Consider the following 26558-nt stretch of genomic DNA (forward strand, 5'->3'; position numbering starts at 1 on the left):
ACAGCTATCAGCTAAAGGCTATATTAACTAAATACTCCTGTCAGGTAATCCTCCGTACGCTTATCTTTCGGTTTGGTAAACATCTGTTTGGTGGTACCATATTCTACCAGTTCCCCCAGATACATAAACATCGAGTTGTCCGATAAACGGGCTGCCTGAGACATATTGTGCGTAACAATTACTATAGTATATTCTTTCTTTAGTTCAAATATCAACTCTTCTACCCTGTTCGTCGATATAGGGTCGAGGGCCGAAGTCGGCTCATCCATCAGCAACAATTCGGGTTTCAGTGCCAGTGCGCGTGCAATGCACAAGCGTTGCTGCTGTCCTCCCGAAAGGAATGTTCCTTTTTTATTCATAGAGTCCTTCACTTCGTCCCAGAGGGCGACACTGCGTAAACTGCTTTCCACAACTTCGTCCCGTTCCGTTTTACTCAGCTTAATATTATTCAGTTTATATCCAGCAATGACATTGTCGTAGATACTCATTGTCGGAAAGGGGTTAGGCCGCTGAAATACCATGCCTGCAAGCCTGCGTACTTTCATAGGGTTCATATCAAAGATATTTTTCCCTTTCAGCAGGATTTCCCCGGTTGTTTCAATATCGGGATACAATTCATGCATGCGGTTTATAGCACGCAGAAGTGTACTTTTTCCACAGCCCGATGGTCCCATGATGGCCGTAACCGTATTCTCCCTGATATTGGCATTCACCATATTCACTGCATTCTTGCCGGGAGTATAAGATACGGATACATCTTTGAGTTCCAGTATATATTGTTCGTTCAAATTTACTGTATTTTCCATTTTTTAGCTATACTTTTTGCAAAAAGATTTATACCCAATACAAATAAGAGAAGCAGCAGGGAAGAAGACCATACCAGATTCGCCAGATTGGGATCGTTATAAAATTCCCATATCAGTAAGGATATGGCACTTGTGGGGTTGGTTGCATCCCAGTTTACAGTAGATGCTCCGAGTGCCGTAACCAGCAGAGGAGCAGTTTCGCCCATCACACGCGATATGGCCAGTAGCGAGCCGGTAAACAATCCGCTGAATGCCGAAGGTAATAATACCCGCAACACAACGGTTGTGTATGAACCGCCCAATGCCAGTCCGGCTTCCTTAAGGGATACCGGCAGCATTTTTAAACTTTCTTCGGTAGAACGTATTATCATCGGCAACATCATTATGGCAAGAGCAATACTACCTGCCAGAGCTGAATAGCCCGACATAGGGATAACTATCCAGATGTAAACCACAACCCCGATGACTATCGACGGTATTCCCTGTAAGAGGTCACTAAGGCTGCGTACAAAACCCGCCATACGTTTTTTTGGGTTTTCGGCAAGGTAAACGCCCACCATTATCCCGACAGGGATAGCTATTACTATAGCAATGGCGAGGATAAGCAATGTACCGGTGATACCATTCAGTATCCCCCCCGGTATAGGGCTGTCGCTGATACGGGCGAGCATGGCTTCCATAGAGGTAGGCGCTACTTCCGTAAACAAGTTTAGATTGAATTGTTTGTATCCTTTTTTTACTAGTTCCCAAAGGATAAGAAAAAGAGGAATCATAGTGATAGCCGACAAGGTGCAAACAGCGAAGAAGAATATTTTACTCTTCGTCAGCCTGTATTTGGCTGTGGATGTCAGTCTCTTTTTCTTTTTCATTTATTTACCATTTTCATGATGTATTTGGCTACAAAGTTGATACATGCCGTTATCAGGAACAGTAATAATCCGATAGCCATCAGCGAGCTTAATTTCAGTCCGCTGGATTCTCCAAACTGATTGGCAATGATACTTGCCATTGAATTTCCTGTATCTGATATACTGACAGGTATGTTATTGGTATTTCCTATCAGCATGGTCACGGCCATTGTCTCTCCCAGGGCGCGACCGAATGCCAATACATAGGATGCGAATATACCCGAACCTGCAACAGGCAGGTTTATAGAGGTTATTACTTCCAGATTGGTGGCTCCGAGGCTGTATGCTCCTTCTTTAAGATCGTTAGGTACCATAGCGATGAACTCGGCACTGAGCGATGATGCATAAGGGATAATCATAATTGCCAGAACGATAGATGATAGCAATATGCCGAATCCCTGATCGCTCACACCCATATCAATCAATATAGGGCGCAAGGTATAAAAACCCCACAACCCATATACTATCGACGGTATTCCCGCCAGCAGGTCTACAACAGAACTTACTATTGTCGATACCTTTTTATTTCTGAAATACTCCCCGTTAAACAATGCAACAGAGAGAGAGAACGGGATACAGAACAGCAGGGCCAGGATAGATGTCATCATTGTGCCCGCAATGAATGGCAGTGCGCCGTATACATTATTCCGTGAATCCCATTCGGTAGAGGTGATAAAGCCTAACCCAAATTCGGAGAATGCTCCGATGCTCTTGCTTACCAGCCCGTATATGACTCCTGCTGTGAGTAATATTATCAGGCAGGCTGCAATAAATAATGTGGCTTTAAATATTTTATCTTTGAGCCCGTCCGAACCTCCCCGGCGGGAGGCTTTGGTGGACTCTGATGAATTTTTAGTCTTCAAATAAAACATGTTGTATCATTTTATTGACCTTCCACTCAGGGGAGGTATGAAGGGAGCTTAGTGGGCAGCTCCTTTTGCTACTGATAATTGATATGTTTCTATTTTCTTTCCATCATAAGTCATCGACTCTATAATAGCTTTTGTTTTTTCTACAGCTACCGGAGGAAGCGGTGCATAGTGCGTCTTAGTGGCTATGGTCTGTCCTTCTTCACTGATGATATAGTTGAGTAATCCGGCAAGTGCTTTGGCCTGAACCTCAGATCTTACATTGTAATTCTGCTCTTTGTAAGCGATGATCCATGTAAATGTGCTGATTGGATAAGCTTCCGGATTCGGAGAGTTTGTGATAACTACACGTGTGTCGTTCGGGATATCTACATTGGCAGAAGCCGAGATACTTTTGCTGTCGGCCGCTATAAAGTTGCCGGCGCTGTTTTGCAATAATGCTGCGGACATATTTAATGCCAACGCGTATTCAGAGCCGATATATCCTATCGCGCCTTCTGTTTCGGCGATAATTCCTGCTACGCCCGGATTTCCTTTAGCTGCGATACCTACCGGGAATTTCAATGATTTGCCTTCGCCTATCTCTGTTTTCCATGTTTCATTTACTTTCGACATATATTCGGAGAATACAGATGTGGTTCCACTGCCATCTGAACGGTAAACAGCTGTAATGCCTTTATCCGGTAAGTTTAAATCAGGATTTATTTCCTTGATCCTGGCATCATTCCAGTTGGTTATTTTACCTCTGTAAATATCTGAAATGAGATCTGCTGTCAGTTTCAGGTCTTTTACATCTTTCAGGTTATAAGATAAAACCACAGCTCCCAGACAGGTTGGAATATGTACTATGTCCGCACCCATATCTTTCAATTCTGTATCCGATAAGAATACATCGGTTGCGCCGAAGTCCACCGTCTGGTCTTTGAGGCTGCGGATACCGCCGCCGCTACCGATAGCTCCGTAGGTAACGGGGCTGCCGATTTTTGCGTACTCTTTAAATACTATGTTGTAGAATGGTGCAGGGAATGTCGCTCCGGCTCCGGATAATGCCGATTCTTTCTTTCCGCACGAGCTTAGTGCGATAATTAATGTTGCTGCTGTGAATAATAAAACTTTTTTCATTTCCTTTTATTTTTAAATTCTGATGCAATATTATTATGTTATTATAACAAATGGACTAAGGATTTGTTACGAAACAGTTAAGATTGAAAATGATGAATGTAATTGAACATTAAAATTACAAATACTTTGTTCCTGCGGATTTTATTTCAACTACTGATTGGCATACAATGATAAAAAACGCCCATTAAAAAATGAGCGCTCAAGATTATTTTGTGCATCAGAAAATTTACAAATTAATCTCCAGGTTTATAAAGAAATACTGTTCAGCTTTGCCTCTGTCTGCATTTATGTTGCGAAAGTTTGGAGCGATTTTCAATTGCTTCAATGGCTGGAATTCCGCACCTATCATCATAAGCTGGCCATCGAGGCTGTTCCATGGCGATGTAAAATTATCGGGATTGGACGAATCCATCAGGTCGTACCGGGCGAATGTTCTCCATTTCGGGGCTACTTTGGCCGATGCATAAACGGAATATCCATAATAATCTTTTTTGTCTATAAAGCCTTTGTTATAAACTCTGTTATACTCCACACCTCCCGATATTTTCTTATCCTGGTAGCCCGCAAAGAGAGATAATGAGTATTGGTCTTTGTATTTAGCGTCTGTTATACCCGTAGGCAGGGCGTCTCGCTGTGTCTCATCATCATTATATACGTCTGCATAAACTCTCAATATTGTATTTTTTATCGGGTGCAGGCTTAGTCCGGCAGCATAACGCATGCTATTGTCCTTTTTTACTTTTTTGTATCCTTCTCCGTTGGTAAGGCTGAAGTCGGCCGAAATGTAATTATTGAAAGTATATTCTGCTGTAAAACCTAAATCTACGCTAGGTGCCATTTTATTCAAATCCTGAAAAGATTTCATCACATAGCGGTGCATCCAGTATTTTTCCTGAATGCTGAATTGCATCAGGTTGGTTTGTCCGAGATTTACATTGAAGCCTTTGTCGTTCCAGTTTACAAAAGCATTGCGTAGATATACTTCCAGTCCGTCGGATGATGTTTTTCCTGCCGCTCCGTCAATTATGACCTGTGCCTGTATTGTACGGGTAAATTTATAGTTATATCCGAGGAATGCCCGTGTAATATCAAATCCTTTTTCTTTGTTCACGTGTCCAAAACCTGTACTGTAATCTAAAAATCCCCGTGCAATAACATTACCTGACGGTTTAAACGAAACGGAGTCTTTTTCCTGAGCAAAACAAGGGCTAATGGCCTGTAAAATTATGAGGCTGAAAATAAAATAAAGTTGTTTCATGTCTATTTCCTGATTTTTTTTTGCAAAGTAAAGCTTAAAGATTTGAAAACAGCTTTGTATTATCATTAAGGTTTGGTTAAGATAAGGTTACGATTATCTACATCCTTCGCTATACAATGATTGCCATATCTAAAACAGTTACCTGACCAGCATGGGGAACCTACCTTCCGGATTTTTTATACCTTCCCCGGATAGTCGAAATTACGCTGATCTGATAAGGTTGTCCTTGATCCCTTTTAATAACGACCCCTCTCTGTAACCTAATCGGCTTTATTTTGGCCTATCCTCAAAAACGTTTTGTTTTTACTGAAAAAGCAATCGAGCGTATCATTAATATTATATATACGGAAACTGTTTGCATAACTCCAGGTGCCTCTTACATATACTTTGCAGAGATAGACTTCACCGGGGTTTTCGCGCTTATCTTCGGGTATTTCTTTGTATGACAATGCGTTCACCTCTTCTATTTTTGTAATAGTACCATTGTCGGCATCCCTGTATTTGAAATGGCTTTTTACAGCTTCGCCCATTTTATCCAGATCGCTTTGGCAAGAAGTTGATGAAAGCATGCCAAAGAGAATGATTATTGAAAATATACACTTTTTCATATTGGTTTTATTTTTAAATTAGCAAATCCGGATATTAGCAGATTAGCAAATAAGGTTGTCGCTTTGCATTATTTACCGATTTTCGAATCTGCTAATTTTCCAATTATCTGTACCAAATCTTATTGTTCCATCCGCTTCATATATACATTGTAATCATCACTTCCCGACGACTCTTCGTATATTGTGAGTCCGAAATACTGTACCACGCTTATCAGATGATTCATAATTTCGGCTAATATAGTCTCGTACTCTGCCCATATGGTTGTGCTGGTAAATGTATATAATTCTATAGGTAGGCCTTGTGTCGTTGATGCCAGCTGCCTTACCAAAAGTGTCATATCCTTATTTATATCCGGATGGTTGCGCAGATAATATATGCCGTATTGCATAAACAGGTCGCAATTGGTAATGGCATGTTTATTCAATGGTAAATCGCTATTGCTCTGTTTATTCAACTTTGCATACACACCTTGCTTCTCCTTAATATAATCGGAAAGCCCGTCTACTTTTTTAAATTTTTCAATTTCGTCTTCTGTCAAAAAACGGATACTGTCATATTTGATATTTAATGCCCGCCTGAATCGCCGTCCACCGGATTCCTGCATACCGCGCCAGTTTTGGAATGAATCGGAGATCAGGGCGTAAGTCGGGATCGTAGTAATTGTTTTGTCAAAGTTGCGGACTTTAACAGTGGTCAATGTTATTTCTTCCACATTTCCATCCGCCCCGTATTTGTTCATTGTTATCCAGTCGCCTATCTGAACCATGTCGTTGGTTGTAATCTGTATACTGCCGACAAAGCCCATGATAGAGTCTTTAAACATCAGTAGTAATACGGCCGAAGCGGCTCCCATAGCTGCAAAAAAAGCCGTGGCGGACCGTCCTGTAAGAATAGCGTATACAACTACCGCTCCGAATATGAAAAGAATGATTTGTATTACCTGGAAATAGCTTTTCATCGGCTTGTTCTTAAATGCAGGTTTCTCCTGTAAAACATCCCCGAACGATCTCACCAGTGCCATCACAGTCCATATAACCATAAAGACCAGGTAAATATCCGTCAATTTTATCAATGGGGTAATCAAACCTTTAAAGTCATAGAATACAATCGGTATTGCCCCTCTGACGAACGAGTATGGCACGACCAGAGCCAGATAGTGAGGGAGCTTATTGCTTATAGTGTACCCGAAAAATGATAATGTGGTTATTTTTTCGATACGGTGGAAAACAAATGTAAGTATTTTCCTTACTACGAGCTGTAACACATACACTGTGACAGCAACTATAACCAGCAATACTATCAGTTTGACATATTCAATCCATTGTTCGGGAACTCCCAGATCAGACAATATTTTTTGCATCCACCGGGCTATCGAGACAGTCATGGACTCGTAATCGGATTGTAAATCTTTTATATCCATATTATTTATACTTTTTTTAATATACTCTTTGTGTAAACAGATTTTGTCAGGCCTTAGTTTTTATTTTCTAAAATGAGTAACAGGAAGTATTTAATGAAAGGGATAGCTGCCTGTAATTCTTATCTCAATAAGCCAATAAATATAATGCCTGCGGCCTTGATTCCCCCAAGCCTCCCAAATTTAAGAATTAAAAATTGCCGATACAAGGGAGGATCGTAATTATGTATAAAAAACTGAATGTTTTGAATCGCACAGGCGGGGCAAAAGTAATGGATGCAATTGAACAGTTAGATTTGACATTACTCATATATTTTAATAAGTTTACAACTTATTTTTATACATTAGCGTGTCCTTAAGAACTACAGGAAAAAGAGTAAAAATGGAAAAAAGCAAAAAGAAGTTTTCTATAAAAGAAAGGCTATTAACATTCAAACATGTCTTTTGCGGCTTTAAGGTATTGTGGGCAGAGGAACACAATGCCCGCATCCATATTATTGTATCCGTCATTGTCGTTATACTAGGCGCCTTACTGGATATATCCCTGACCGAATGGCTAATTGTACTGGTACTGATCGGACTGGTTTTGTCTCTGGAAATTATCAACACATCCATAGAAAATATATGTGATTATATATCGCCCGAATGGCATATGATAATTAAGAAAATCAAAGACCTGGCAGCTGCCGCCGTTTTTCTGGCTGCTATGATATCTGTGGTTTGCAGAATCATTATTTTTTTACCCAAACTTTGTGATTTTTTTATATAAAATTGAGACTAATGTTAAATATTATGGACGTAAAATATTAAATTTAATTCCTATTACCCTTAATAAACAATAAAGAATCTCATAACAAACATATTATACTAAACTAAAACATTTAAGTATGAGGAAATCAATTATTTTATTTGCTTTTGTAGTTATAACCGGGCTGATAAAAGCGCAAATGCCTCAGCCATTACCGATAGATCCGCAGGTAAGATTCGGCACGCTCGAAAATGGTCTGACATATTATATCAGGCATAATGCATATCCGGAGAAAAGAGCTGATTTCTATATCGCTCAAAAAGTAGGTTCAATGCAGGAAGAGGATAATCAGGCAGGGCTTGCTCACTTTCTGGAGCATATGGCTTTTAATGGTTCAAAAAACTTTCCGGGCAAAAAAACAATCCTTAATTACCTGGAAAGTATCGGTGTGAAGTTCGGTGCAAACGTAAATGCTTATACATCTTTTGACGAAACCGTATATAATCTGTCGGATGTACCGGTTGTGCGTCAGACGGTCATTGACTCTTGTCTGTTGGTATTACACGACTGGTCGAGCTTTATTGCCCTCAAAGACGAGCAGATTGACGAAGAACGTCTGGTTATTAAAGAAGAATGGCGTACACGCAGCGGGGCGCAGTCGCGTATTTGGGACAAGCAGCTTCCTGTTATATTCAAAGACAGTAAATATGCCGACCGCATGCCAATAGGAAAGATGGAGATAGTGGAAAACTTCCCGTATCAGACACTAAAAGATTATTACCATAAGTGGTACAGACCGGACCTACAGGCTATCATTGTGGTAGGGGATATAGACGTAGATGCGATAGAAGCACAGATAAAAACTATGTTTGCCGATATACCTAAACCTGTCAGCCCTGCCGAAAGGGTATATTTCCCTGTACCGGACAATGAAGAACCCATTGTATCGGTAATAACGGACCCGGAAGCCGTGCAAACTGTTGTCAGCCTGTATATAAAGCATGATATTCTGCCCGAAAATCTGAAGAAAACACAAGCTGAACTTATGTCCGGCATTGTTAAGAATCTGGCATCCAGTATGCTATCCGACAGATTAAACGAAATATCTCAGAAAGCTGATGCACCATTCGCAGCATCATATGCCTACGATGGTAATTTCTTCGTCTCAAAGACCAAAGACGCATGGACAACAATGGCTTTGAGTAAAGAAGGGAAAGTAGACGAAACTTTGGCCAGTATGGTAAGGGAGAACGAACGTATCCGCAAATTCGGGTTCACCGAAGCCGAAGTAGAAAGAGCCAAAGCTACCCTCCTGCAAAGATATGAGGATATGTATAATAATAGGAGTAAAGAGTTGAACAGAAGGTATGTGCAGGAATATGTGCGCAGCTTTTCCGACAATGAAGGTATTCCGGGAATAGAATATGAATACAACTTCCTGAAACAGATAGCCCCGATGCTTGATGCCAAAATGATCAATGCAATGTCGCAGGGACTTATCAACAACAAGAATATTATCATTACCGTTACCGGACCAGAGAAAGAAGGGCTGGTATATCCGACAACGGATGAATTACTGAATGTTTTCAGGACTGTAGAAGCCGAAAACATTACTCCGTATGCGGAAACAGTATCCAATGAACCGCTTATCGCGCAATTGCCACAGGCAGGTAAAGTAGTTAGTACAACAAAAGACGATAAGCTGGGTGCTACAGTCTGGACGTTATCCAATGGCATTAAAGTCGTTCTTAAAAAGACCGACTACAAGGATGATGAGATCATCATGGCTTCGCATGGTTATGGCGGTACATCCATCATAGCCGATGCCGATATAGATAATGCAAACATGGCATCTATGGTGCCATATGTGGGTGGTATCGGAAATTTCAGTTCTACAGACCTGAAAAAAGTATTAGCCGGAAAGTCGGCAAATGTAAATGCCAATATATCAAGCTGGACACAGGGGATGAATGGTTCATCAAATATCAAAAACGTAGAGACCTTGTTGCAGCTTACATATCTGTACTTCACCGCGCCTCGTAAAGATGAGGGCGCATACACGACATTGATGGACGCGATAAAGAACCAGCTGAAGAATCTGGCTTCCGAACCGTCATATGTAATGAGCCTGCGTACTATTGCTGCCCGATACGGCGACAATCCGCGTATGAAGGAAATGACCCTGGAAGATGCGGAAAAATTGAATTACGACCGTATCATTGAAATATACAAAGAAATATTTGCCAATCCGGGCTCATTCACTTTCACATTTGTGGGAACTATAGATGAAGCTACTTTAAAACCACTGGTAGAACAATATCTGGCCTCTCTGCCGTCCGGCAATAAAGATGCTAAATACAAGGATGTAAAAGCGGATATACGCAAAGGTAAGTTTGAAGATATATTCGAGCAGGAAATGAAAACGCCTAAAACCTCTGTATTCGAATTGTATAGCGGGACATTGAAACGTGACCAGAAAACTCAAATAGCGCTTTCCGCATTGAAGCAAATTCTGGACATTGTATATATGCGTACCATCAGGGACGAAGCCGGTGGCACATATGGTGTGGGTGTGGGTTCGGATATTAACCGCATACCTGAGGGACAAGCCAGATTAGTAATGACATTCGACACTGATCCTGAAAGAGCTTCATCGATAGCTCCTATTGTTGACCGTGAAGTGAAAAACATAGCAGAAAAAGGACCTGAAGATGCCGACTTCCAGAAAGTGAAAGAATATATGGTGAAAAAATTCCAGGAAGATGAAAAGCAAAACGGCTACTGGGTGGGTACCCTGAGTGCATATCATTTCTATGGAGAGGATAATTATTCCGATTATTTGTCAATAGTAAATGCATTGACTAAAGATGATATCAAGGCTGTAACAAAACAACTGATATCGCAGGGTAACTTTATTGAAGTAATAATGAATCCTAAGAAATAACCTGTTTCATTATAATTTATACGGTAAAAAAGCTGCCTGGATTTATTTCAGGCAGCTTTTTAATTTATTAAAAAGATTTGGATTTGCTGCATCACAACCTTTTTGTCAGATAATGTGTCGTGTTTGTTTATCACCCGTTCTTATGCTAATTGCCACGAATTTAACCGAACCTGTTTTGACGCCGGAAGCCGGCGACTGGACACTTTCGCAAATATCAAATTCCGGAGAGAACAGGGGAAATACTCTGTAAGAGCAGCATATAAATTTTTGTCATGTACTTAGCAAAAAAATATTTTTTTCGAAAAAGTTTATCTATATATGAAGCCGATAGCCTTTAGCTGATAGTTCTTTGAAGTGTTGAAGAAGCCCCCTAAGTCCCCCTTGGGGGACTTACAGAGAGGGAAAAAAGGAACAGATAAAAAATAGTGGGAAAAGTGTAACTTTTGTAACTTTTTTGATATAGTTACGAGTTTGCCTCGCCTTTGCTTCGGCGAATGTTATTTCTGCGCCCTTTGAGCAGTTACAAGTTACAAGTTACGAGTAGACAAGATACGAGATACGAGTTGTTAACTGATAACTGTTTACTGTTTACTGATATATCTGTTACCTTTTGCGTCTTTGCATGAGAATACTGTTTACTGTTCACAGAAAAGTGTCAGGTTTTAACATAGTGCAGTTAATAAAAGTGAATATTTGACCGGTGGTTATAAGGGCCGATTTTCGTGCGTTTATTCAGATAAAAAACACGCTTATAATAACATATCGTGAACTTTTCATTATCTTTGTGCTTCGAAAAAGAGGTGAAGTATATGACTAAAAATAAGCAACAGCTGCTGGATGAACGTTATATGAGAATGGCAGCTATCTGGGCTGAAAATTCATACTGTGTACGCAGGAAAGTAGGGGCGTTAATTGTTAAGGATAAAATGATTATATCGGATGGATATAATGGTACTCCGGCAGGTTTTGAAAATATCTGCGAAGATGAGAACAATGAGACCAAACCGTACGTTTTACATGCCGAGGCCAATGCCATAACAAAAGTAGCATGCTCGCACAATAGTAGCATGGACGCAACAATGTATGTAACAACATCTCCCTGTATCGAATGTGCAAAATTGATTATCCAGGCAGGTATCAAAAGGGTTGTTTACAACCAGAGATACAGGCGTAGCGATGGCGCGGCTTTGTTGGAGCGTGCCGGGATCGAAGTTGTGCTTATCGAGATGGATGAAACTGAAAATAAAATAGAGTTAGAAAATAAATGAAAAGTAATAAAAAGATATACATTTGGCTGCCTTTGTGCATTGCATTGAGTATCGCTGTAGGAATTCTTATCGGAAATATATTTTCCGTATTTACCCCTGTACGGAAAATATTCGGAGGTAGCAACAAACTGGAGACTATATTTGAATATGTGAATAAGTCGTATGTAGACACAGTCAATGTAAATGAACTGGTTGAAGATGCCATTCCTACGATTCTGGCCGGGTTAGACCCTCACTCTGTGTATATTTCGGCAGAGAATATGGCGTATAACGGTGATGAACTGGAAGGCCATTTCAGTGGAGTGGGAGTGGAGTTCCTTATCAAGAACGATACGGTAAATATTGTAAACGTTATACCCGGAGGACCTTCTGAAGCAGTAGGGATTATCCCCGGCGACAGGCTGGTATATGTGAACGACAGTCTCTTTGTCGGGAAAGGGCTTAGCGAAGAGAGAGTTTTCAAAACATTGCGGGGAAAGAAAGATACCAAAGTAAAAATAAAAATAAAAAGGGATACAAGTCCCGACCTGATCGAATTTGAGGTTACACGCGCGGATGTACCTGTGAAAACAGTTCCGGTATCATATATGATAGACGATAAGATAGGCTATATCAAAGTTACGAAATTTGGAAGCACTACTTATAATGAGTTTATCACAGCTATAGCAAAACTGAAAAGTCAGGGTTGCGAATCATTCATCATAGACCTCCAACAGAATACGGGTGGTTATATGGGCGCGGCAATAATGATGACGAATGAGTTCCTTGCAAACGGTAATATGATTGTCTATACCGAAGGCCGTGCGTATCCCCGCGAAAATGTATTTGCCGATGGTTCGGGTACATGTAAAGATAATCAGTTGATCGTGCTTATAGACGAAGGAAGTGCTTCTGCCAGTGAAATTTTTGCGGGAGCGATGCAGGATAACGACAGGGGCTTGATTGTAGGACGTCGTTCGTTCGGAAAAGGTCTTGTGCAAAACCGGTTTATGTTCAAAGACGGTTCGGCTTTACAATTAACCATTGCCCGCTACCATACACCTTCGGGAAGATGTATCCAAAAAGCATATAAGAAAGGTGACCGTACCGATTATGATATGGATATACTAAACCGTTATAATAGGGGTGAATTTTCTAACAGAGATAGCATAAAACTGGATAATCTTCCTTTGTTCCACACTTTGGCGGGACGTCCTGTATATGGTGATGACGGTATCCTGGCCGATGTGTTTGTCCCCCGCGACACCACAGGGATAAACTCTTATTACCTGAAAGTGGCTAATAGCGGAATGATGCGTGAATACTCTTTCGTTTACTCAGCGAAGAACAGGGAAAAGTTGAAAGGTTATAAAACATGGCAGGAGGCTCATAAATATCTCGCTACACAACCGGTTGTCGATTATCTGGTTGAGTATGCGTATGGTAAAGGAATACGCCGCCAGCCATACCTGATCGAAGAATCGAGAAGGCTCCTGCAGGCACAGATGGAAGCGATTATCCTGCGGAACATTTTCGGGGAAGATGCATACTATCCGGTAGCCCAGAGAGACGACCTGATAATGAAAGAGGCCGTTAAACTGCTGAAAGCAAATAAAGCGACACCCGAAGCTATAAAGAGCGAACAGTATAAATAGGATAATATAAGAAAGGAGCATGAGTTATAAACTCATGCTCCTTTATGGGTTCACCGTTCTTCTGCTTTATTTGCCGGCAGATAGTGGCCTGATAATTCTTTTCCGGATGCCTTGCGGAATGTTGTAAGCTGATAAACCAGTATCAGCCATACCAGCAGGCTTGGGAATGCTTTGAGTGAATATGGCCTTATGACCTCTCTCCTTATAAAAGCCGGGATTAGATCCGAATTTGCGAAAAGAGTAAGAAATAAGGTGAATACAAATAAAATGAGCAGGTATTTATTCAAAGGCTTCTTTTGTATAAGGAACCATATAGCAACCCCGGTCACGGCTATGATGTAAGTGCTGTTTTCGGAGCCGGTGCTGAATAAGACGATAAAGATAAGTGTCGATGCTAAAAGGCCATATTGATAAACCGGGTTTCGGTATTCCTTTACCGGTATATATTGCAGGGCAAAGAGAATGACGGCAGGAATAAGAATGATCAGATTTGAGAACGTTAACCCCAAAACTTTTTGTATCAGGCCTATTGCTGATATATTTTGATAGACCGAACCCGTATTCAATGTATTCTTCAACATCAGCGATTCGTACCAGTCCGCATAGCTTTGTACGATAAACTGGGGAGAAGATATTACCATTGGCAATATGAAGAAAATAATGCCCCACAGAAACAAGTAACCGATAAACTTTGGCTTATGTTTTGAAAAAAAGAAGAATGCCAGCCCTGCAATGCCGTATAACTTTATAAATAGACCGAGCATAATAAAGCAGGCTGCCCAAAAGTCTTTTTCTGACTTGATGCAGATGAAAGCCCCGATTATCAATGCAGCTATAAGTGTATTTGTCTGGCTGTTGGTCGCATTCAGATATACTTCGAGCATGGCAATCCAATAGATGATAACTTTGCCTTTCCACGACATCGGAAGTTTATAGATCGCTACCAGTAGAGTAGCGGCAATTACCATTTCCCATAAAGGTATTCCCAAAAAATCAGGCAGCACGGCAAAAGGTGCTATTATAATACTGAACAGCGGCCCGTAGTGATTCGAGTCAAAATACTGGTCCGGGTATTCGGTATACAGGTTTACCTGCTCTATCGTATGGTAGAATACATATTTGAATATCTGATAGTTATTGGCCTTGTTCAGATGACTCAGTCCTGCCAGCAGAGCAGCCCCGATCCATAAGGCGAATATCAGACGTTTATCATAGAAAATCGGTTTCTGAAAGAATTTGACAATGGCATGCATAACAATTGCGTCTTGTTTTTTTAGGGTAATTTTTATTTTCAGCTTCAAAAATAGGATAATATTACCGAAGAAATGTATTTTTGTCTGATATTTCTATATCAGGCTGAATTATGGTACGTTATTTGTCAGCCTCAATAGTTAAAAAAAAATGAGCAATATACAACAAGCGAAAGATAAATTACGAAAAGAGATTTCTGCACTTAAAAAGAAATTTACTTCTGATGAATTATATAATCGTTCACAGGAAGTATTATCTGTCCTTGAATTGACAGGGATATTTCAGGAATCCAAAACGATATTTATATATAATAGCCTTGATGATGAAGTGCAGACTTTCGATTTTATTCGCAAATGGAGCGCCGGCAAAGATTTTTACCTTCCGGTGATTGAAAAAGACGAAATGGTTTTCAGAAGATGCACGACCAATACATGTTTCCAGCAATCGGCTTTCGGTATCATGGAGCCTGTAGGGGATAATTATACGGATTATAAGAAAGTTGATCTGATAATAATTCCTGGAGTGGCATTTGATCGGAAAATGAATCGGATGGGAAGAGGGAAAGCTTATTATGACCGCTTTTTACCTAAATTGAAAGCTCCCAGGCTCGGTATATGCTTCGAATTTCAGCTGTTCGATGGAATACCTGCAGATAAAAATGATGTAAAGATGGATTACATTGTATCAGAAAATGAGTTGATTTGGTAAGGAGTCAGTTAACAGAAGCTAATTCATAATTCATAAATTATGACTCGTCATTTAAAATATTATCTTTACGCCCAAAATAGAACCAGAAATTGAAGTATGTCTATAGTAGTTAGAGAAGTAAGTGAGAATGATAAGGCTTTAAAGAAGGCCTTTGTGAAATTCCCGATAAAATTATATAAAGATTGTCCGTATTATGTGCCCTCGCTGATACTGGACGAGTTGGACACCCTGGATATAAAGAAAAACCCTGCATTTGATTTTTGCGAGATGCAGATGTTCCTGGCTTATGAGGAGAATCAGATTGTAGGCAGGATTGCAGCGATCATTAACCATAAGGCCAATGAAGTATGGAACGAAAAACATGCACGTTTCAGCTTTGTTGATTTTATAGATGATAATGAGGTGGTAGATGCTTTATTCGCCGCAGCGATAAAATGGGTAAAAGATAAGGGTATGGACGCCATAGTAGGGCCTATGGGTTTTACGGATCTCGATCCTGAAGGTATGCTTATAAAAGGGTTTGATCAGGTGAGTACTATGGCCACTAAATATAGTTACCCGTATTATGTGACACAACTGGAGCGATTGGGCTTCGGGAAAGAAGCCGACTGGAATGAATATCGGATTCCTGTGCCTGATGCAGTGCCTGAAAGGCATCAACGCATCGCCAATATGGTAGCCACCCGCTATGGCCTGAAAGTTTTGAAGTTTAAGAATTTGAAGCAGATTGCACCATATGTAGACAGGCTGTTCAAATTGATGAACGAAGCCTATAAGCCTCTTTATGGTTTTGCACCTTTAACCCAGAAGCAGATAGATCATTATGTGAAAATGTATGTACCTCTTTTACGATGGGATATCGTATCTATCATTATAAAAGAAGAAACGGATGAAGTTGTAGGCTTTGGTATCGGAATGCCAAGTTTATCCCGGGGGCTGATTAAGTCGCGTGGAAAACTATTCCCTTTCGGATGGTATCACCTGTTGAAAGATCTGAAGAGCAAAAAGAATCCGGTTATAGACCTACTATTGATAGGTATTGCACCTGAATATCAGGGGAAAGGGGTAAACGCGATTATATTTAATGACTTTATACCATCGGCATACAAATGTGGTTTTCAGTTCGCCGAATCCAATCCCGAACTGGAAATGAATAATAAAGTGGCATCATTATGGGACGGCTTTAATGCAGAGAATCATAAGATGCGCCGGGCTTATATAAAACATCTGAATTGAGGATGAGGGGTGTCACTTTAACTTTTTCTTCCGAAGAATTTTTTATAATTTTACGCTGCGTTTTTCATTACTAGAGATTTTTAAAAAGTTTATGGAAGAAGAGAAGATCGAATTACCCGAAGTTAATTATTCCGATGATGATATAAAAACCCTCGATTGGCAGGAGCATATCCGTCGCCGTCCGGGGATGTATATTGGTAAGTTGGGCGACGGCTCATCGGCCGATGATGGTGTCTATGTACTTCTGAAGGAAGTGTTGGATAACTCTATTGATGAATACATGATGGGCTATGGCAAGACTATCGATGTCGCTATCGAAGAAGGTGTTGTCAGAGTGCGTGACCACGGACGTGGAGTCCCATTGGGTAAAGTGAAAGATGTATCATCGAAAATGAATACCGGAGCCAAATATGACTCTAAGGCTTTTAAAAAGTCGGTAGGACTGAATGGGGTAGGTATAAAAGCTGTAAATGCCCTTTCTTCATTTTTCCGTATTCAGAGCTTTCGCGATGGACAAACTACTTTTGTAGAATATAGTAAAGCGATTGTTACTGATGAAGATAAGGTGCACAGCACTACGGAAGAGAACGGTACATTGATAGAGTTTATCCCGGATAATACGATTTTTACGAGTTATAGCTTCAGGGACGATTATGTGGAAAGTCTTCTCAAAAACTATGTATTCCTCAACACCGGACTTACGATTATTTATAATGGTAAGAAATTCTTCTCCAAAAACGGGCTTGTAGATCTCCTGAACGAGAATATGACCTCCGAAGCCCTGTATCCGATCATTCACCTGAAAGATGAAGATATAGAAGTCGTTATTACGCATACCGACCAGTACGGGGAAGAATATTATTCGTTTGTGAACGGACAACATACCACACAGGGAGGGACGCATCAGTCTGCGTTTCGTGAATCATTATCCCGTGTAGTCAAAGAATACTATAATAAAAATTTCGATTATGCTGATATCCGTAGCGGTATTGTGGCAGCTATCAGTATAAAGGTTGAAGAACCCGTATTCGAATCCCAGACCAAAACGAAGCTGGGATCAAAAGATATGGGACCGGGGGGGCCTTCTGTACAGAAATTTATCGGGGACTTCCTCAAAAAGGAGTTGGATAACTATCTGCATAAACATACCGATGTATCGGAGACGTTACTTAAAAAGATCCTTGACTCGGAGAAAGAACGTAAGGCTATCGCAGGAGTAACGAAGCTAGCCCGTGAACGTGCAAAAAAAGCCAATCTGCATAATAAGAAATTGCGCGACTGCCGCATTCATTATAACGATACCAAGGGTGATAATCTGGATGAAACCAGTATTTTTATTACCGAAGGGGATTCCGCCAGCGGTTCTATCACAAAGAGCCGTAATCCGAATCTGCAAGCGGTATTCAGCCTTCGTGGAAAGCCATTGAACAGTTTCGGGTTGACAAAGAAGATTGTATATGAGAATGAAGAATTCAACCTGTTGCAAGCAGCTTTGAATATCGAAGACGGATTGGACGGGCTACGCTACAATAAGATAATAGTTGCTACCGATGCTGATACGGATGGTATGCACATCCGTTTGCTGATACTGACTTTCTTTTTGCAATTCTTTCCGGATTTGATAAAGAAGAATCATGTATATATATTGCAAACACCGCTTTTCCGCGTTCGCAACAAGAAAGAGACATTCTATTGCTATACCGAGGAAGAACGAATTGCTGCCATCAGTAAGTTGGGTGCAAATCCTGAAATAACCCGCTTTAAAGGTCTGGGTGAAATATCACCGGACGAATTTGTGCATTTCATAGGAAAAGATATGCGCCTCGACCGGGTGACAATGAAGAAAGAAGATTTAGTGAATAATATGCTCAATTTCTACATGGGTAAGAATACCCCTGAGAGACAAGAGTTTATTATTGATAATCTGGTGATAGAAGAAGACTAAATAAATTAAAATGAACAACGCCCACGCAATTATACTTATATCTTCACCCGACCAGCCGGGGCTGGTAGCTGCCGTTACCGATTTTATCAATGTGAATGGAGGTAATATCATCAATCTGGAACAACATGTGGATAAGCAGGAGAATACGTTCTTTATGCGTATCGAATGGGATTTAACCAATTTTATTATTCCCCGTGAGAAGATCAGCGATTACTTCCAGACGATGTATGCTAAGAAGTACGATATGACATTCCGGCTCTATTTCAACGACTATACGCCACGTATGGCCGTTTTTGTTTCTAAGATGTCACATTGCCTGTTCGATATACTGGCTCGCTACACAGCAGGAGAATGGAATGTGGAGATTCCCCTTATCATAAGTAATCACGAAGATATGCGGTGGGTTGCCGAACGCTTCGGTATTGAATACCATGTATTAAAGCTCAACAAGGATAATAAGGATGAAATAGAAGCTCAACAGCTGGCTTTGTTAAAAGATAAGGAAATCGATTTTATTGTTCTTGCACGTTATATGCAGATATTGACGGATAAATTCATCGAAACATATCCTAATAAGATAATTAATATCCACCATTCTTTCCTTCCCGCTTTTGTGGGAGCAAAGCCTTATCATGCGGCATATGAGAGAGGTGTGAAAATTATCGGCGCTACAAGCCACTATGTAACAGCCGAGCTTGATGCAGGGCCGATCATAGAACAGGATATTACCCGCATTACGCATCGCGATAGTGTGGAGAACCTGGTGCGTAAAGGGCAGGATCTGGAGAAGATAGTATTATCCCATGCTATCGAATATCATCTTACTAGAAGAGTATTGGTATATAAGAACAAAACTATCTTATTTGCATAAAAAATGCCGTTAGCAGGGTTTTATGTTCTTTAATATGTTTGGATAAAACGATTATCTGGTATGTTTTCTTACTTTTGTAAAGTTTAATACCATAGGAAGGAATGAAATAACTTATAATATTAATCTTAAATATAATTTTATGTTTAAAAATCATCCTAAAGGTTTATTAGCGGCCTCATTGTCAAATATGGGAGAGCGTTTCGGCTTCTATATAATGATGGCTATTCTGTCCCTCTTCTTAATGTCAAAATTTGGTTTGGATAAATCAAATGCAGGTATTATTTACTCTGTATTTTACTTTTCTATTTATGCTTTGGCTCTTGTCGGGGGTCTTATTGCAGATAAAACGAAGAAATATAAAGGTACAATTCAAGTAGGTATTATATTAATGGCCGTAGGGTATTTACTTATAGCGATTCCGACCCCTACCCCGGTTCCTAATTTAGCTTTATATCTAACTCTTACTTGTTTTGGCCTATTTGTTATCGCCTTTGGGAATGGTTTATTTAAAGGTAATTTGCAGGCCCTGGTGGGTCAAATGTATGATAATGAAGAGTATGGAAAAATGCGTGACTCCGGTTTCTCATTGTTTTATATGTTTATTAATATAGGTGCTATTTTTGCACCGCTTATTGCAGTAGGTATCAGAAACTGGTGGCTTAAAACAAACGGTTTTGTATATAATTCCGATCTTCCGGCTCTTTGTCACCAGCAAATCGGTGGAACTCTTACAGGTGAAGCCGCTGAACGTTTTACAAAGTTAGCTCCCGAAGTTAGTCTGAATGGTGCCCCTGCTGATCTGACTTTGTTTGCCAATGAATATCTTGGTGTATTTAATACAGGATTCCATTATGCCTTCGGTATAGCAATCTTTGCCATGCTGATCTCTCTTACTATTTATACTATAAATAAGAAGCGTTTTCCAGATCCGGCATTGAAGAAAGCTGTAAAGAAAGATCACTCAGCAATACAAGAAGCGCCTGCTATGGATGCGAACGAAGTGAAACAGCGCTTATACGCTTTATTTGCTGTATTTGCTGTTGTGATTTTCTTCTGGTTTTCATTCCATCAAAACGGATTAACTTTAACATTCTTTGCAAACGATTACACCGATTTGAGTAGTATGAAGCTTGATCTGTTTGGTTTAGTTACATTGGAAGGCGCAGAACTATTTCAGTCATTTAATCCGCTGTTTGTTGTTTTATTAACGCCGATAATTCTGGCTGTATTTGGCTGGTTACGGGCAAAAGGCAAAGAGCCTTCGGCTCCTAAAAAAATTGCCATTGGTATGGGTATTGCAGCTTTGGCCTATGTTGTAATGTCTTTGGGTTCCTTAGGTTTGCCATCAGCTAATGAAGTAAAAGCAGTGGGTGGATTAGCGGATTCTGCTCGTGTAACACCATTCTTATTGATAGGAACTTATCTGATATTGACAATAGCGGAATTATTTATCAGTCCTCTGGGGATATCATTTGTGTCTAAAGTGGCACCTCCACAATATCAAGGAATTATGCAAGGATGCTGGCTTGGTGCTACGGCATTAGGTAATCAATTGTTGTTTATTGGTGCTATTCTGTATGAAAATATTCCTATTTGGGCCACATGGTGTGTATTTGTTGCAGCATGTTGTATATCAATGTTTACAATGCTCTTTATGTTGAAATGGCTTGAGCGCATTACAAAGTAAATAATATATAAATATTAAAAATAAACCCCGGTTTCTGCTATGAAACCGGGGTTTATTTATCTCCAGATACTAATTTAAAGTATGTTGCAAATACAAAAAGAAGAGCAAAAGATCACGTTTCAATACATTGATTATCAAATATATAAACTATTTGGAGGCATTGTAAAAATTGCAACTATTAATAATTAGCTTGAACAGATTATTCACATTTCGCTAAATTGTATTATCTTTGACCCCGAAATACAGGATTATAAATTATCTAAGCGTAGATAATTGATTCTGTTCCCAAAAGTTGGGAGGGTCTTTTTCCCTTTTCTGTGAAGGAAGTGAGGGATAAAGACTTTAGTGGTAACCTAATGATTATTTTATGAAGTATTTGAAGTACTTCTTGATTGCGGGTGTAACTTTTATCAGTTTATCATCCAACATATCAAGAACTTCTAGTCTTTCGGAAGGTATTTATCCGGGAAACCTGTTGCCTGATATTAAAAATTTGGTAAATGAATCAGGAACAAAAATTAATTTGTCTGACCTTAGGGGTCAAAAAGTATTGGTAAACTTCTGGGCGGCTTACGACGCCTATTCGCACAAGGACAATGTGTTGCTGTCTCATATTATCGAGAATAAGCGGTATCCGGTGCAGATGGTTTCAGTTTCTTTTGACAAGAGCGAGTCAGTGTATGAGAGGACATTGGTCATGGATAAAATTGATACCAAGTATCAGTTTCTGGCCAAAGGGGAAGTTTCCTCCGGGCTGTATGATCGCTATCAGTTGGAACGAGGGTTTAAGAATTACCTGATTGATGAAAACGGGGTAATCGTGGCAATGAACCTTACGCCTAACGATCTGGGCAGACTGTTGAATGAGAATTAAATTATTTTACTTTTTATTAAAGCGTTTCATTTCCTGAAAATGAGACGCTTTATTCTTTTTGTCTAACTTGGCATAGTTATTGTTCTGGTAAATAAAATATTAGGGATTTAGAATAATGACTGACAACAAACAAAATATAAAGCCAAACAAAGGGCTAATGGCCAAAACGCTCGACTGGGCATATTCAAAAGCTGTAGTCGGCCTGACGGGTGTCGATTCAGCCTATGATCTGGGCAATAGCTATCTCCATCAGGATGGTACACTGAGCCAGCAAGTAGACTCGCTAATCAAATGGCAGGTAGCCAAGGCTGCTACAAGTGGTTTCGTCACCGGGCTTGGCGGCGTTATGATTATGCCCCTGACTGTTCCTGCAAATATTGCCAGCGTGATTTATGTACAAATACGCATGATCGCAGCTATAGCCTATATGGGTGGGCACGATATCAGAGACGATAGAGTCAAATCCCTAGTCTATATTTGCATGGTAGGCAATGGAGCAAAGGAACTACTGAAAGATGTAAGTATCAAGGCCAGTGAAAAACTGATAACCAGAACCATCGAAAAAGTCAGTGCCAAGCTGGCAGCAAAAGCAGGCGAAAAAGGAGTAACCTCCATAGGGAAAGCCGTACCTGTAGTCGGCGGTGTGGTTGGCGGCTCATATGATGCCATATCCACAAGGATCGTGGGCAAAGTAGCCAAAAAGATTTTTATCGACAGTTTCGACGGAAATATCCCAGCCAAAGAGTAGAACGAAAAGCTTATTTATTCACCCTGCCTATTGGCCTGCGGTTTGCTCCTTTCATATTCGTGAGATTATCGCCGATATCTTCTCTTGTTGTCATAGCTGCTTTTTCCAGCCTGTCGGCTATTTCGGGATATTCGTTTATAATATTATAGCTTTCACCCGCATCGCGGCGCAGATCGTACAATTGTGGTTCTTTCAATTCAAAATCTTCTTTCACTTCTCCCGGTTTTCCGTCATTACCCGGGGGAAACAGGCTGTATGTCCTGTGCTTGTGCGGAAATATAAGTTTATAAGTCCCGTCGGTTACGGCTTCCAGATCGTTTACCCTGTAATAATAGAAGAAATATTGGTGAGGAATCATTTCCATATCACCTTTCATCAGGGGCAGCAGGCTGACCCCGTCGATCTTGTTCTGTGACAGCGGCGCATTGCTTATATCTGCCAATGTGGGTAGTATGTCTATATTGGACGCCATCCTGTTACATACTGTCCCCGCTTCTATTTTGCCTTTCCAGTATGCGATGAAGGGAACACGGTTTCCACCCTCGAAGGTAGTTCCTTTTGCTTCTCTCAGTCCGCCGGTCGAACCAGCATGATTGCCGTAATTTATCCACGGCCCATTATCGGATGTGAGTATGACCAGTGTATTTTCTTCGAGGTTCAGGTCTTTCAGCGTTTGCAATACCTGACCTACACTCCAGTCCAGTTCCATCATTACGTCTCCGTAAAGCCCCTGTTCGCTTTTACCCTTAAACTTGCCGGATACCGCCAGCGGTACATGGGGCATGGAATGTGCCAGATAGATAAAGAAGGGTACATCCTTATTCTTTCGTATGAAGTTGATGGTGCGGTCTGTATAGTCAGTCGTAAATTTCGACTGGTCTGTATTATATCCTATAATCTTATTGTTCTCGATGGTCGGCAAATCCGGAAAGTTGAACCATATGCCGTTTTGAGGATGATACGGCCACATATCGTTCGAATAAGGTAGTCCGTAGTATTCGTCAAATCCGTTTTGAAGCGGGAGAAAAGGTTCGAGATGCCCTAAATGCCATTTACCGTAAACGGCTGTGGCATAATTCTTCTTTTTCAGCACTTCGGCAATCGTTTCTTCTCCGGCATCTATTCCTGTTTTGGAGTCCGGGCCCGGTGCCCCGGAAAATCCGATTCTGTTTGGATAACATCCTGTAAGCAACGCGGCACGTGACGCCCCACTGACAGGCTGGGCCGCAAGAAAATGCGTAAATTGCATTCCTTCTGCCGCCATTTTGTCAATGTTGGGAGTCCTGTATCCCAGTGCGCCTTTATAAGAAAAGTCCCCATATCCGACATCATCCAGATTTATAACGATAAAATTAGTGTGTACCTGCGCCTGTACGGGAATAAATGCGCACCCTGACAGTACGGATAAAATCAGTTTGTTTTTCATGGTATATGTTATGTATAAATATCAGTTGGTTTCAGAATTTATAGTTCACGGCTGTTTCGAAGCGGACTCCCATTCTTTTGGCTTTATCGAATATCGCTTTTGCGCTCTCATTCTCAGGATTGATCCAGGACATGCAATCCGTGAGAACCACAGTCTTCTTTGCCAATCCGCTACAGGTATCGAGTATGTCATTAAGAGAATTGGCGACGCAATAATCAGCGGCTTCCCCTATAAGCAATACTTCATCATATGAGTTCAGAATAGACAGTAATCTGCTATTCAATTGCGTTTTAGGTTGGAAATCCCATTCTACAGCCGCTCTGAAGATACTATAATGCTCTGTCGATTGCGAATAACCCTTATAGAATAGTTCATACGACTTATTATTATTCACGGCCCATTCAGTAAGGCTGTCGGTAATAGTTTTGTCTATAGACCAGCCGTTTGTTCCTAATATACAGTGCATAGGCCATATTGTACACACTTCGCCTTTGGTTTCAAGCTGTTCCAGATATGGAATGGCTAATTCCTTGTTATATTGCGCCTGCCATAATCCCGACTTAACATCCGCAGCGCTGATAATGGAGAACAATGGCGGGTGGTTCCCTCCCTTATCTTTCCAATAGATCTGATGCGCAATATGTATAGGCTGATGTGAGTCAAGCGTAAGGGCTATATAATCTATTTCAGTCTGGTTTTTCCGGATAAAGTCTGCGATACGGGCTACGTCTATATCGGCATCCTTCACAAACAGGGAACCTGCAGGAGTGGTGAAGTCGTTTTGCAGGTCTATGGCTAAGATGGCTGTTCTTTTCATTGCTTAAGTATTACATTCTGATGCAAATATAAGTAAAAAAGCAACCCCTAAAGGCAGGAGTGGTCGGAAGAAATATCTTCCGACTATTTTTTTATATAATCATTTGATATTAAGCTGATTATGTTTGTTTTTATCACATAGTTTTATTATCTTTAAGTATTGATAATCATATATTTATGGCAATATTTAAAGATCATAGGATTGGAATAAATCAACTATTGGGAGTTATTCCAGAGGCACTTTTAAGTCATTTATCCGAAAATACAAAAGTTGACTATTATTCAAAAGTTCTGCATGGCAAGAAATTGTTTTACCTTTTGATGTATGGCATTTTAGAGAATGACAGATTAAGTCAGCGAACCTTAGAGGATACCTTTAATGATCCAGTCTTCAAGATGCTTTTTAACTTAGACAAATCAGAGAGTGTTCGCCGAAGTTCCATATCAGAACGGCTTTCTAAGATTGATGCGGACTTCTTCAAACAAATATATGAATGTATTTATGAACAATTCTCAGCAGCCTATTCATCGACAGAAAAAGAGGAATATAATCTGATACGAGTTGATTCTTCAATGGTAAGTGAAGCTTGTAGCAAACTCTTAGAAGAAGGTATTGACCATAAAAACGGAAAGAAGTCAGTTAAGTATAGCATTGCTTTTGATGGCATTTTACCTTGTGATGTTAAGATATTTACAGACTCCAAATACTCTGGCGAAGAAACAGCTTTACCTGAGGTTATAAGAAGTCATGTGAAACAAGAAACCGGACATCACAATATTTACATTTTGGACAGAGGATTGCAGTCAGCTAGAACCATGAAAGATTTTTCCGGAGAATCTATCCCTTTTATAATAAGAGCAAAAGAGAATCGAAAACATGTTGAACTAAAATCCTTGAAAAGCGATGATATTGATCTAGACTTGGGTAGTTTGATGCTTTTGAAAGATAGTGAAGTTTATTTATATACCGGTAAGCCTATTAATAATAAACGAGGTAATATCCATTACAAAGAAGAGCTGGTAGAAGTACCTTTTCGCTTAATTGTAGCACAAAGCAAAGATGATCCTGATAAAGAATTTTGGTTTATCACCAATGTGCTTAACTTATCAGCCAAAGATATTACGGACGCTTACAGGCGAAGGTGGGATATCGAAGTATTCTTCCGATTTATAAAGCAGGAACTAAATGTGAGTACTCTTGTGTCACTCAATAAAAATGGAATAAAAGTTATCCTATATATGACTTTGATTGTGGCTATACTTATCTTGATATATAAACAGGCTAATAAACTTGGATATAAAACTGCTAAAAGAAGATTTTCCATGGAATTGAGAAACCTGATTATATCTATGATTGTTGTGCAGTGTGGTGGTGATCCTTCTATTTTCTTCAAAACGTAGAAAACAAAAAGT

At 40.2% G+C, this 26558-nt stretch carries 22 protein-coding genes; 12 read left to right on the plus strand and 10 right to left on the minus strand.

The genetic code is table 11. The annotated features are described in order from the left end of the window. Positions 1 to 23: 23 nt before the first annotated feature. The 7 genes from pstB to ACYQ3L_RS13655 form a co-directional block, all read right to left on the minus strand. Positions 24 to 806, minus strand: coding sequence for a phosphate ABC transporter ATP-binding protein PstB (gene pstB, locus ACYQ3L_RS13625; RefSeq protein ID WP_379999438.1), 783 nt, complete (start codon positions 804 to 806; stop codon positions 24 to 26). Continuing rightward, on the minus strand, positions 791 to 1675 hold the full coding sequence (gene pstA, locus ACYQ3L_RS13630) for a phosphate ABC transporter permease PstA (protein WP_379999440.1): 885 nt from the start codon (positions 1673 to 1675) through the stop codon (positions 791 to 793). The genes pstB and pstA overlap by 16 nt, the downstream gene beginning before the upstream one ends. Continuing rightward, positions 1672 to 2586 (minus strand): phosphate ABC transporter permease subunit PstC, encoded by a 915-nt coding sequence (gene pstC, locus ACYQ3L_RS13635; protein ID WP_379999442.1) that lies wholly within the window; start codon positions 2584 to 2586, stop codon positions 1672 to 1674. The genes pstA and pstC overlap by 4 nt, the downstream gene beginning before the upstream one ends. A 48-nt stretch (positions 2587 to 2634) precedes the next feature. Next, positions 2635 to 3705, minus strand: coding sequence for a phosphate ABC transporter substrate-binding protein PstS (gene pstS, locus ACYQ3L_RS13640; RefSeq protein WP_379999444.1), 1071 nt, complete (start codon positions 3703 to 3705; stop codon positions 2635 to 2637). Positions 3706 to 3931: 226 nt separating this feature from the next. Then, on the minus strand, positions 3932 to 4963 hold the full coding sequence (locus tag ACYQ3L_RS13645; protein ID WP_379999447.1) for a hypothetical protein: 1032 nt from the start codon (positions 4961 to 4963) through the stop codon (positions 3932 to 3934). Between the two features lie 260 nt (positions 4964 to 5223). Then, on the minus strand, positions 5224 to 5571 hold the full coding sequence (locus ACYQ3L_RS13650; protein WP_379999450.1) for a hypothetical protein: 348 nt from the start codon (positions 5569 to 5571) through the stop codon (positions 5224 to 5226). 119 nt (positions 5572 to 5690) lie between these two features. Next, positions 5691 to 6992: a mechanosensitive ion channel family protein gene (locus ACYQ3L_RS13655; RefSeq protein ID WP_379999452.1), complete on the minus strand. Its 1302-nt coding sequence runs from the start codon at positions 6990 to 6992 to the stop codon at positions 5691 to 5693. 379 nt (positions 6993 to 7371) lie between these two features. On the opposite strand from ACYQ3L_RS13655, the gene ACYQ3L_RS13660 reads away from it, so the two are divergent. The 4 genes from ACYQ3L_RS13660 to ACYQ3L_RS13675 all read left to right on the plus strand — a co-directional run bounded on the left by ACYQ3L_RS13660 (position 7372) and on the right by ACYQ3L_RS13675 (position 13583). Further along, a complete protein-coding gene (locus tag ACYQ3L_RS13660; RefSeq protein ID WP_379999454.1) occupies positions 7372 to 7758 on the plus strand; it encodes a diacylglycerol kinase family protein in 387 nt (128 codons plus the stop codon). Between the two features lie 118 nt (positions 7759 to 7876). Then, the gene (locus ACYQ3L_RS13665; RefSeq protein WP_379999456.1) at positions 7877 to 10681 is read left to right on the plus strand and encodes a M16 family metallopeptidase; all 2805 of its coding nucleotides are present in this window, start codon (positions 7877 to 7879) and stop codon (positions 10679 to 10681) included. Between the two features lie 809 nt (positions 10682 to 11490). Next, positions 11491 to 11949 carry a deoxycytidylate deaminase gene (locus ACYQ3L_RS13670; protein WP_379999458.1) on the plus strand — a complete coding sequence of 153 codons (459 nt, stop codon included), beginning with the start codon at positions 11491 to 11493 and terminating at the stop codon, positions 11947 to 11949. Next, positions 11946 to 13583 carry a S41 family peptidase gene (locus tag ACYQ3L_RS13675; protein ID WP_379999459.1) on the plus strand — a complete coding sequence of 546 codons (1638 nt, stop codon included), beginning with the start codon at positions 11946 to 11948 and terminating at the stop codon, positions 13581 to 13583. Before ACYQ3L_RS13670 ends, ACYQ3L_RS13675 begins: the two co-directional genes overlap by 4 nt. Before the next feature lie 50 nt (positions 13584 to 13633). Here the strand turns inward: ACYQ3L_RS13675 and ACYQ3L_RS13680 are convergent, their stop codons facing one another. Next, positions 13634 to 14836 (minus strand): glycosyltransferase family 87 protein, encoded by a 1203-nt coding sequence (locus ACYQ3L_RS13680; protein ID WP_379999460.1) that lies wholly within the window; start codon positions 14834 to 14836, stop codon positions 13634 to 13636. 148 nt (positions 14837 to 14984) lie between these two features. Here ACYQ3L_RS13680 and ACYQ3L_RS13685 point away from each other — a divergent pair, with 148 nt between their 5' ends. From ACYQ3L_RS13685 to ACYQ3L_RS13715, 7 genes are all read left to right on the plus strand, one after another. Further along, complete coding sequence (locus tag ACYQ3L_RS13685) at positions 14985 to 15542, plus strand: 5-formyltetrahydrofolate cyclo-ligase (RefSeq protein WP_379999462.1); 558 nt, start codon at positions 14985 to 14987, stop codon at positions 15540 to 15542. A 96-nt stretch (positions 15543 to 15638) separates the two neighbouring features. Continuing rightward, on the plus strand, positions 15639 to 16778 hold the full coding sequence (locus ACYQ3L_RS13690) for a hypothetical protein (RefSeq protein WP_379999464.1): 1140 nt from the start codon (positions 15639 to 15641) through the stop codon (positions 16776 to 16778). Between the two features lie 91 nt (positions 16779 to 16869). Further along, a complete protein-coding gene (locus ACYQ3L_RS13695; protein ID WP_379999466.1) occupies positions 16870 to 18723 on the plus strand; it encodes a DNA topoisomerase IV subunit B in 1854 nt (617 codons plus the stop codon). A gap of 10 nt (positions 18724 to 18733) precedes the next feature. Then, on the plus strand, positions 18734 to 19594 hold the full coding sequence (purU, locus tag ACYQ3L_RS13700; protein ID WP_379999469.1) for a formyltetrahydrofolate deformylase: 861 nt from the start codon (positions 18734 to 18736) through the stop codon (positions 19592 to 19594). A gap of 139 nt (positions 19595 to 19733) precedes the next feature. Beyond that, positions 19734 to 21281, plus strand: a complete 1548-nt coding sequence (locus tag ACYQ3L_RS13705; protein WP_379999471.1) for a peptide MFS transporter — start codon at positions 19734 to 19736, stop codon at positions 21279 to 21281. Positions 21282 to 21648: 367 nt separating this feature from the next. After that, positions 21649 to 22155 carry a peroxiredoxin family protein gene (locus tag ACYQ3L_RS13710; protein ID WP_379999473.1) on the plus strand — a complete coding sequence of 169 codons (507 nt, stop codon included), beginning with the start codon at positions 21649 to 21651 and terminating at the stop codon, positions 22153 to 22155. Positions 22156 to 22270: 115 nt separating this feature from the next. After that, positions 22271 to 22903 carry an EcsC family protein gene (locus ACYQ3L_RS13715; protein ID WP_379999475.1) on the plus strand — a complete coding sequence of 211 codons (633 nt, stop codon included), beginning with the start codon at positions 22271 to 22273 and terminating at the stop codon, positions 22901 to 22903. A gap of 10 nt (positions 22904 to 22913) precedes the next feature. Here the strand turns inward: ACYQ3L_RS13715 and ACYQ3L_RS13720 are convergent, their stop codons facing one another. Next, positions 22914 to 24329 carry a sulfatase family protein gene (locus ACYQ3L_RS13720; protein ID WP_379999477.1) on the minus strand — a complete coding sequence of 472 codons (1416 nt, stop codon included), beginning with the start codon at positions 24327 to 24329 and terminating at the stop codon, positions 22914 to 22916. A 31-nt stretch (positions 24330 to 24360) separates the two neighbouring features. Beyond that, entirely contained in the window at positions 24361 to 25146 is a 786-nt protein-coding gene (locus ACYQ3L_RS13725; RefSeq protein WP_379999479.1) for a cysteine hydrolase family protein, read from the minus strand. Between the two features lie 176 nt (positions 25147 to 25322). Here ACYQ3L_RS13725 and ACYQ3L_RS13730 point away from each other — a divergent pair, with 176 nt between their 5' ends. After that, positions 25323 to 26546, plus strand: a complete 1224-nt coding sequence (locus ACYQ3L_RS13730; RefSeq protein ID WP_459952373.1) for an IS4 family transposase — start codon at positions 25323 to 25325, stop codon at positions 26544 to 26546. The last annotated feature ends 12 nt before the right edge of the window (positions 26547 to 26558 follow it).

The organism is Dysgonomonas termitidis, from assembly GCF_054657735.1.

Excerpts from the sequence above, each read along its gene's own strand:
- pstS (WP_379999444.1), bottom strand. The coding sequence starts at position 3,705 with ATGAAAAAAGTTTTATTATTCACAGCAGCAACATTAATTATCGCACTA.
- ACYQ3L_RS13715 (WP_379999475.1), top strand. The coding sequence starts at position 22,271 with ATGACTGACAACAAACAAAATATAAAGCCAAACAAAGGGCTAATGGCC.
- ACYQ3L_RS13710 (WP_379999473.1), top strand. The coding sequence starts at position 21,649 with ATGAAGTATTTGAAGTACTTCTTGATTGCGGGTGTAACTTTTATCAGT.
- ACYQ3L_RS13670 (WP_379999458.1), top strand. The coding sequence starts at position 11,491 with ATGACTAAAAATAAGCAACAGCTGCTGGATGAACGTTATATGAGAATG.
- ACYQ3L_RS13720 (WP_379999477.1), bottom strand. The coding sequence starts at position 24,329 with ATGAAAAACAAACTGATTTTATCCGTACTGTCAGGGTGCGCATTTATT.
- ACYQ3L_RS13665 (WP_379999456.1), top strand. The coding sequence starts at position 7,877 with ATGAGGAAATCAATTATTTTATTTGCTTTTGTAGTTATAACCGGGCTG.
- ACYQ3L_RS13675 (WP_379999459.1), top strand. The coding sequence starts at position 11,946 with ATGAAAAGTAATAAAAAGATATACATTTGGCTGCCTTTGTGCATTGCA.
- pstC (WP_379999442.1), bottom strand. The coding sequence starts at position 2,586 with ATGTTTTATTTGAAGACTAAAAATTCATCAGAGTCCACCAAAGCCTCC.
- ACYQ3L_RS13695 (WP_379999466.1), top strand. The coding sequence starts at position 16,870 with ATGGAAGAAGAGAAGATCGAATTACCCGAAGTTAATTATTCCGATGAT.
- pstB (WP_379999438.1), bottom strand. The coding sequence starts at position 806 with ATGGAAAATACAGTAAATTTGAACGAACAATATATACTGGAACTCAAA.
- purU (WP_379999469.1), top strand. The coding sequence starts at position 18,734 with ATGAACAACGCCCACGCAATTATACTTATATCTTCACCCGACCAGCCG.
- ACYQ3L_RS13690 (WP_379999464.1), top strand. The coding sequence starts at position 15,639 with ATGTCTATAGTAGTTAGAGAAGTAAGTGAGAATGATAAGGCTTTAAAG.
- ACYQ3L_RS13660 (WP_379999454.1), top strand. The coding sequence starts at position 7,372 with ATGGAAAAAAGCAAAAAGAAGTTTTCTATAAAAGAAAGGCTATTAACA.
- ACYQ3L_RS13680 (WP_379999460.1), bottom strand. The coding sequence starts at position 14,836 with ATGCATGCCATTGTCAAATTCTTTCAGAAACCGATTTTCTATGATAAA.
- ACYQ3L_RS13730 (WP_459952373.1), top strand. The coding sequence starts at position 25,323 with ATGGCAATATTTAAAGATCATAGGATTGGAATAAATCAACTATTGGGA.
- ACYQ3L_RS13685 (WP_379999462.1), top strand. The coding sequence starts at position 14,985 with ATGAGCAATATACAACAAGCGAAAGATAAATTACGAAAAGAGATTTCT.
- ACYQ3L_RS13655 (WP_379999452.1), bottom strand. The coding sequence starts at position 6,992 with ATGGATATAAAAGATTTACAATCCGATTACGAGTCCATGACTGTCTCG.
- pstA (WP_379999440.1), bottom strand. The coding sequence starts at position 1,675 with ATGAAAAAGAAAAAGAGACTGACATCCACAGCCAAATACAGGCTGACG.
- ACYQ3L_RS13705 (WP_379999471.1), top strand. The coding sequence starts at position 19,734 with ATGTTTAAAAATCATCCTAAAGGTTTATTAGCGGCCTCATTGTCAAAT.
- ACYQ3L_RS13645 (WP_379999447.1), bottom strand. The coding sequence starts at position 4,963 with ATGAAACAACTTTATTTTATTTTCAGCCTCATAATTTTACAGGCCATT.
- ACYQ3L_RS13650 (WP_379999450.1), bottom strand. The coding sequence starts at position 5,571 with ATGAAAAAGTGTATATTTTCAATAATCATTCTCTTTGGCATGCTTTCA.
- ACYQ3L_RS13725 (WP_379999479.1), bottom strand. The coding sequence starts at position 25,146 with ATGAAAAGAACAGCCATCTTAGCCATAGACCTGCAAAACGACTTCACC.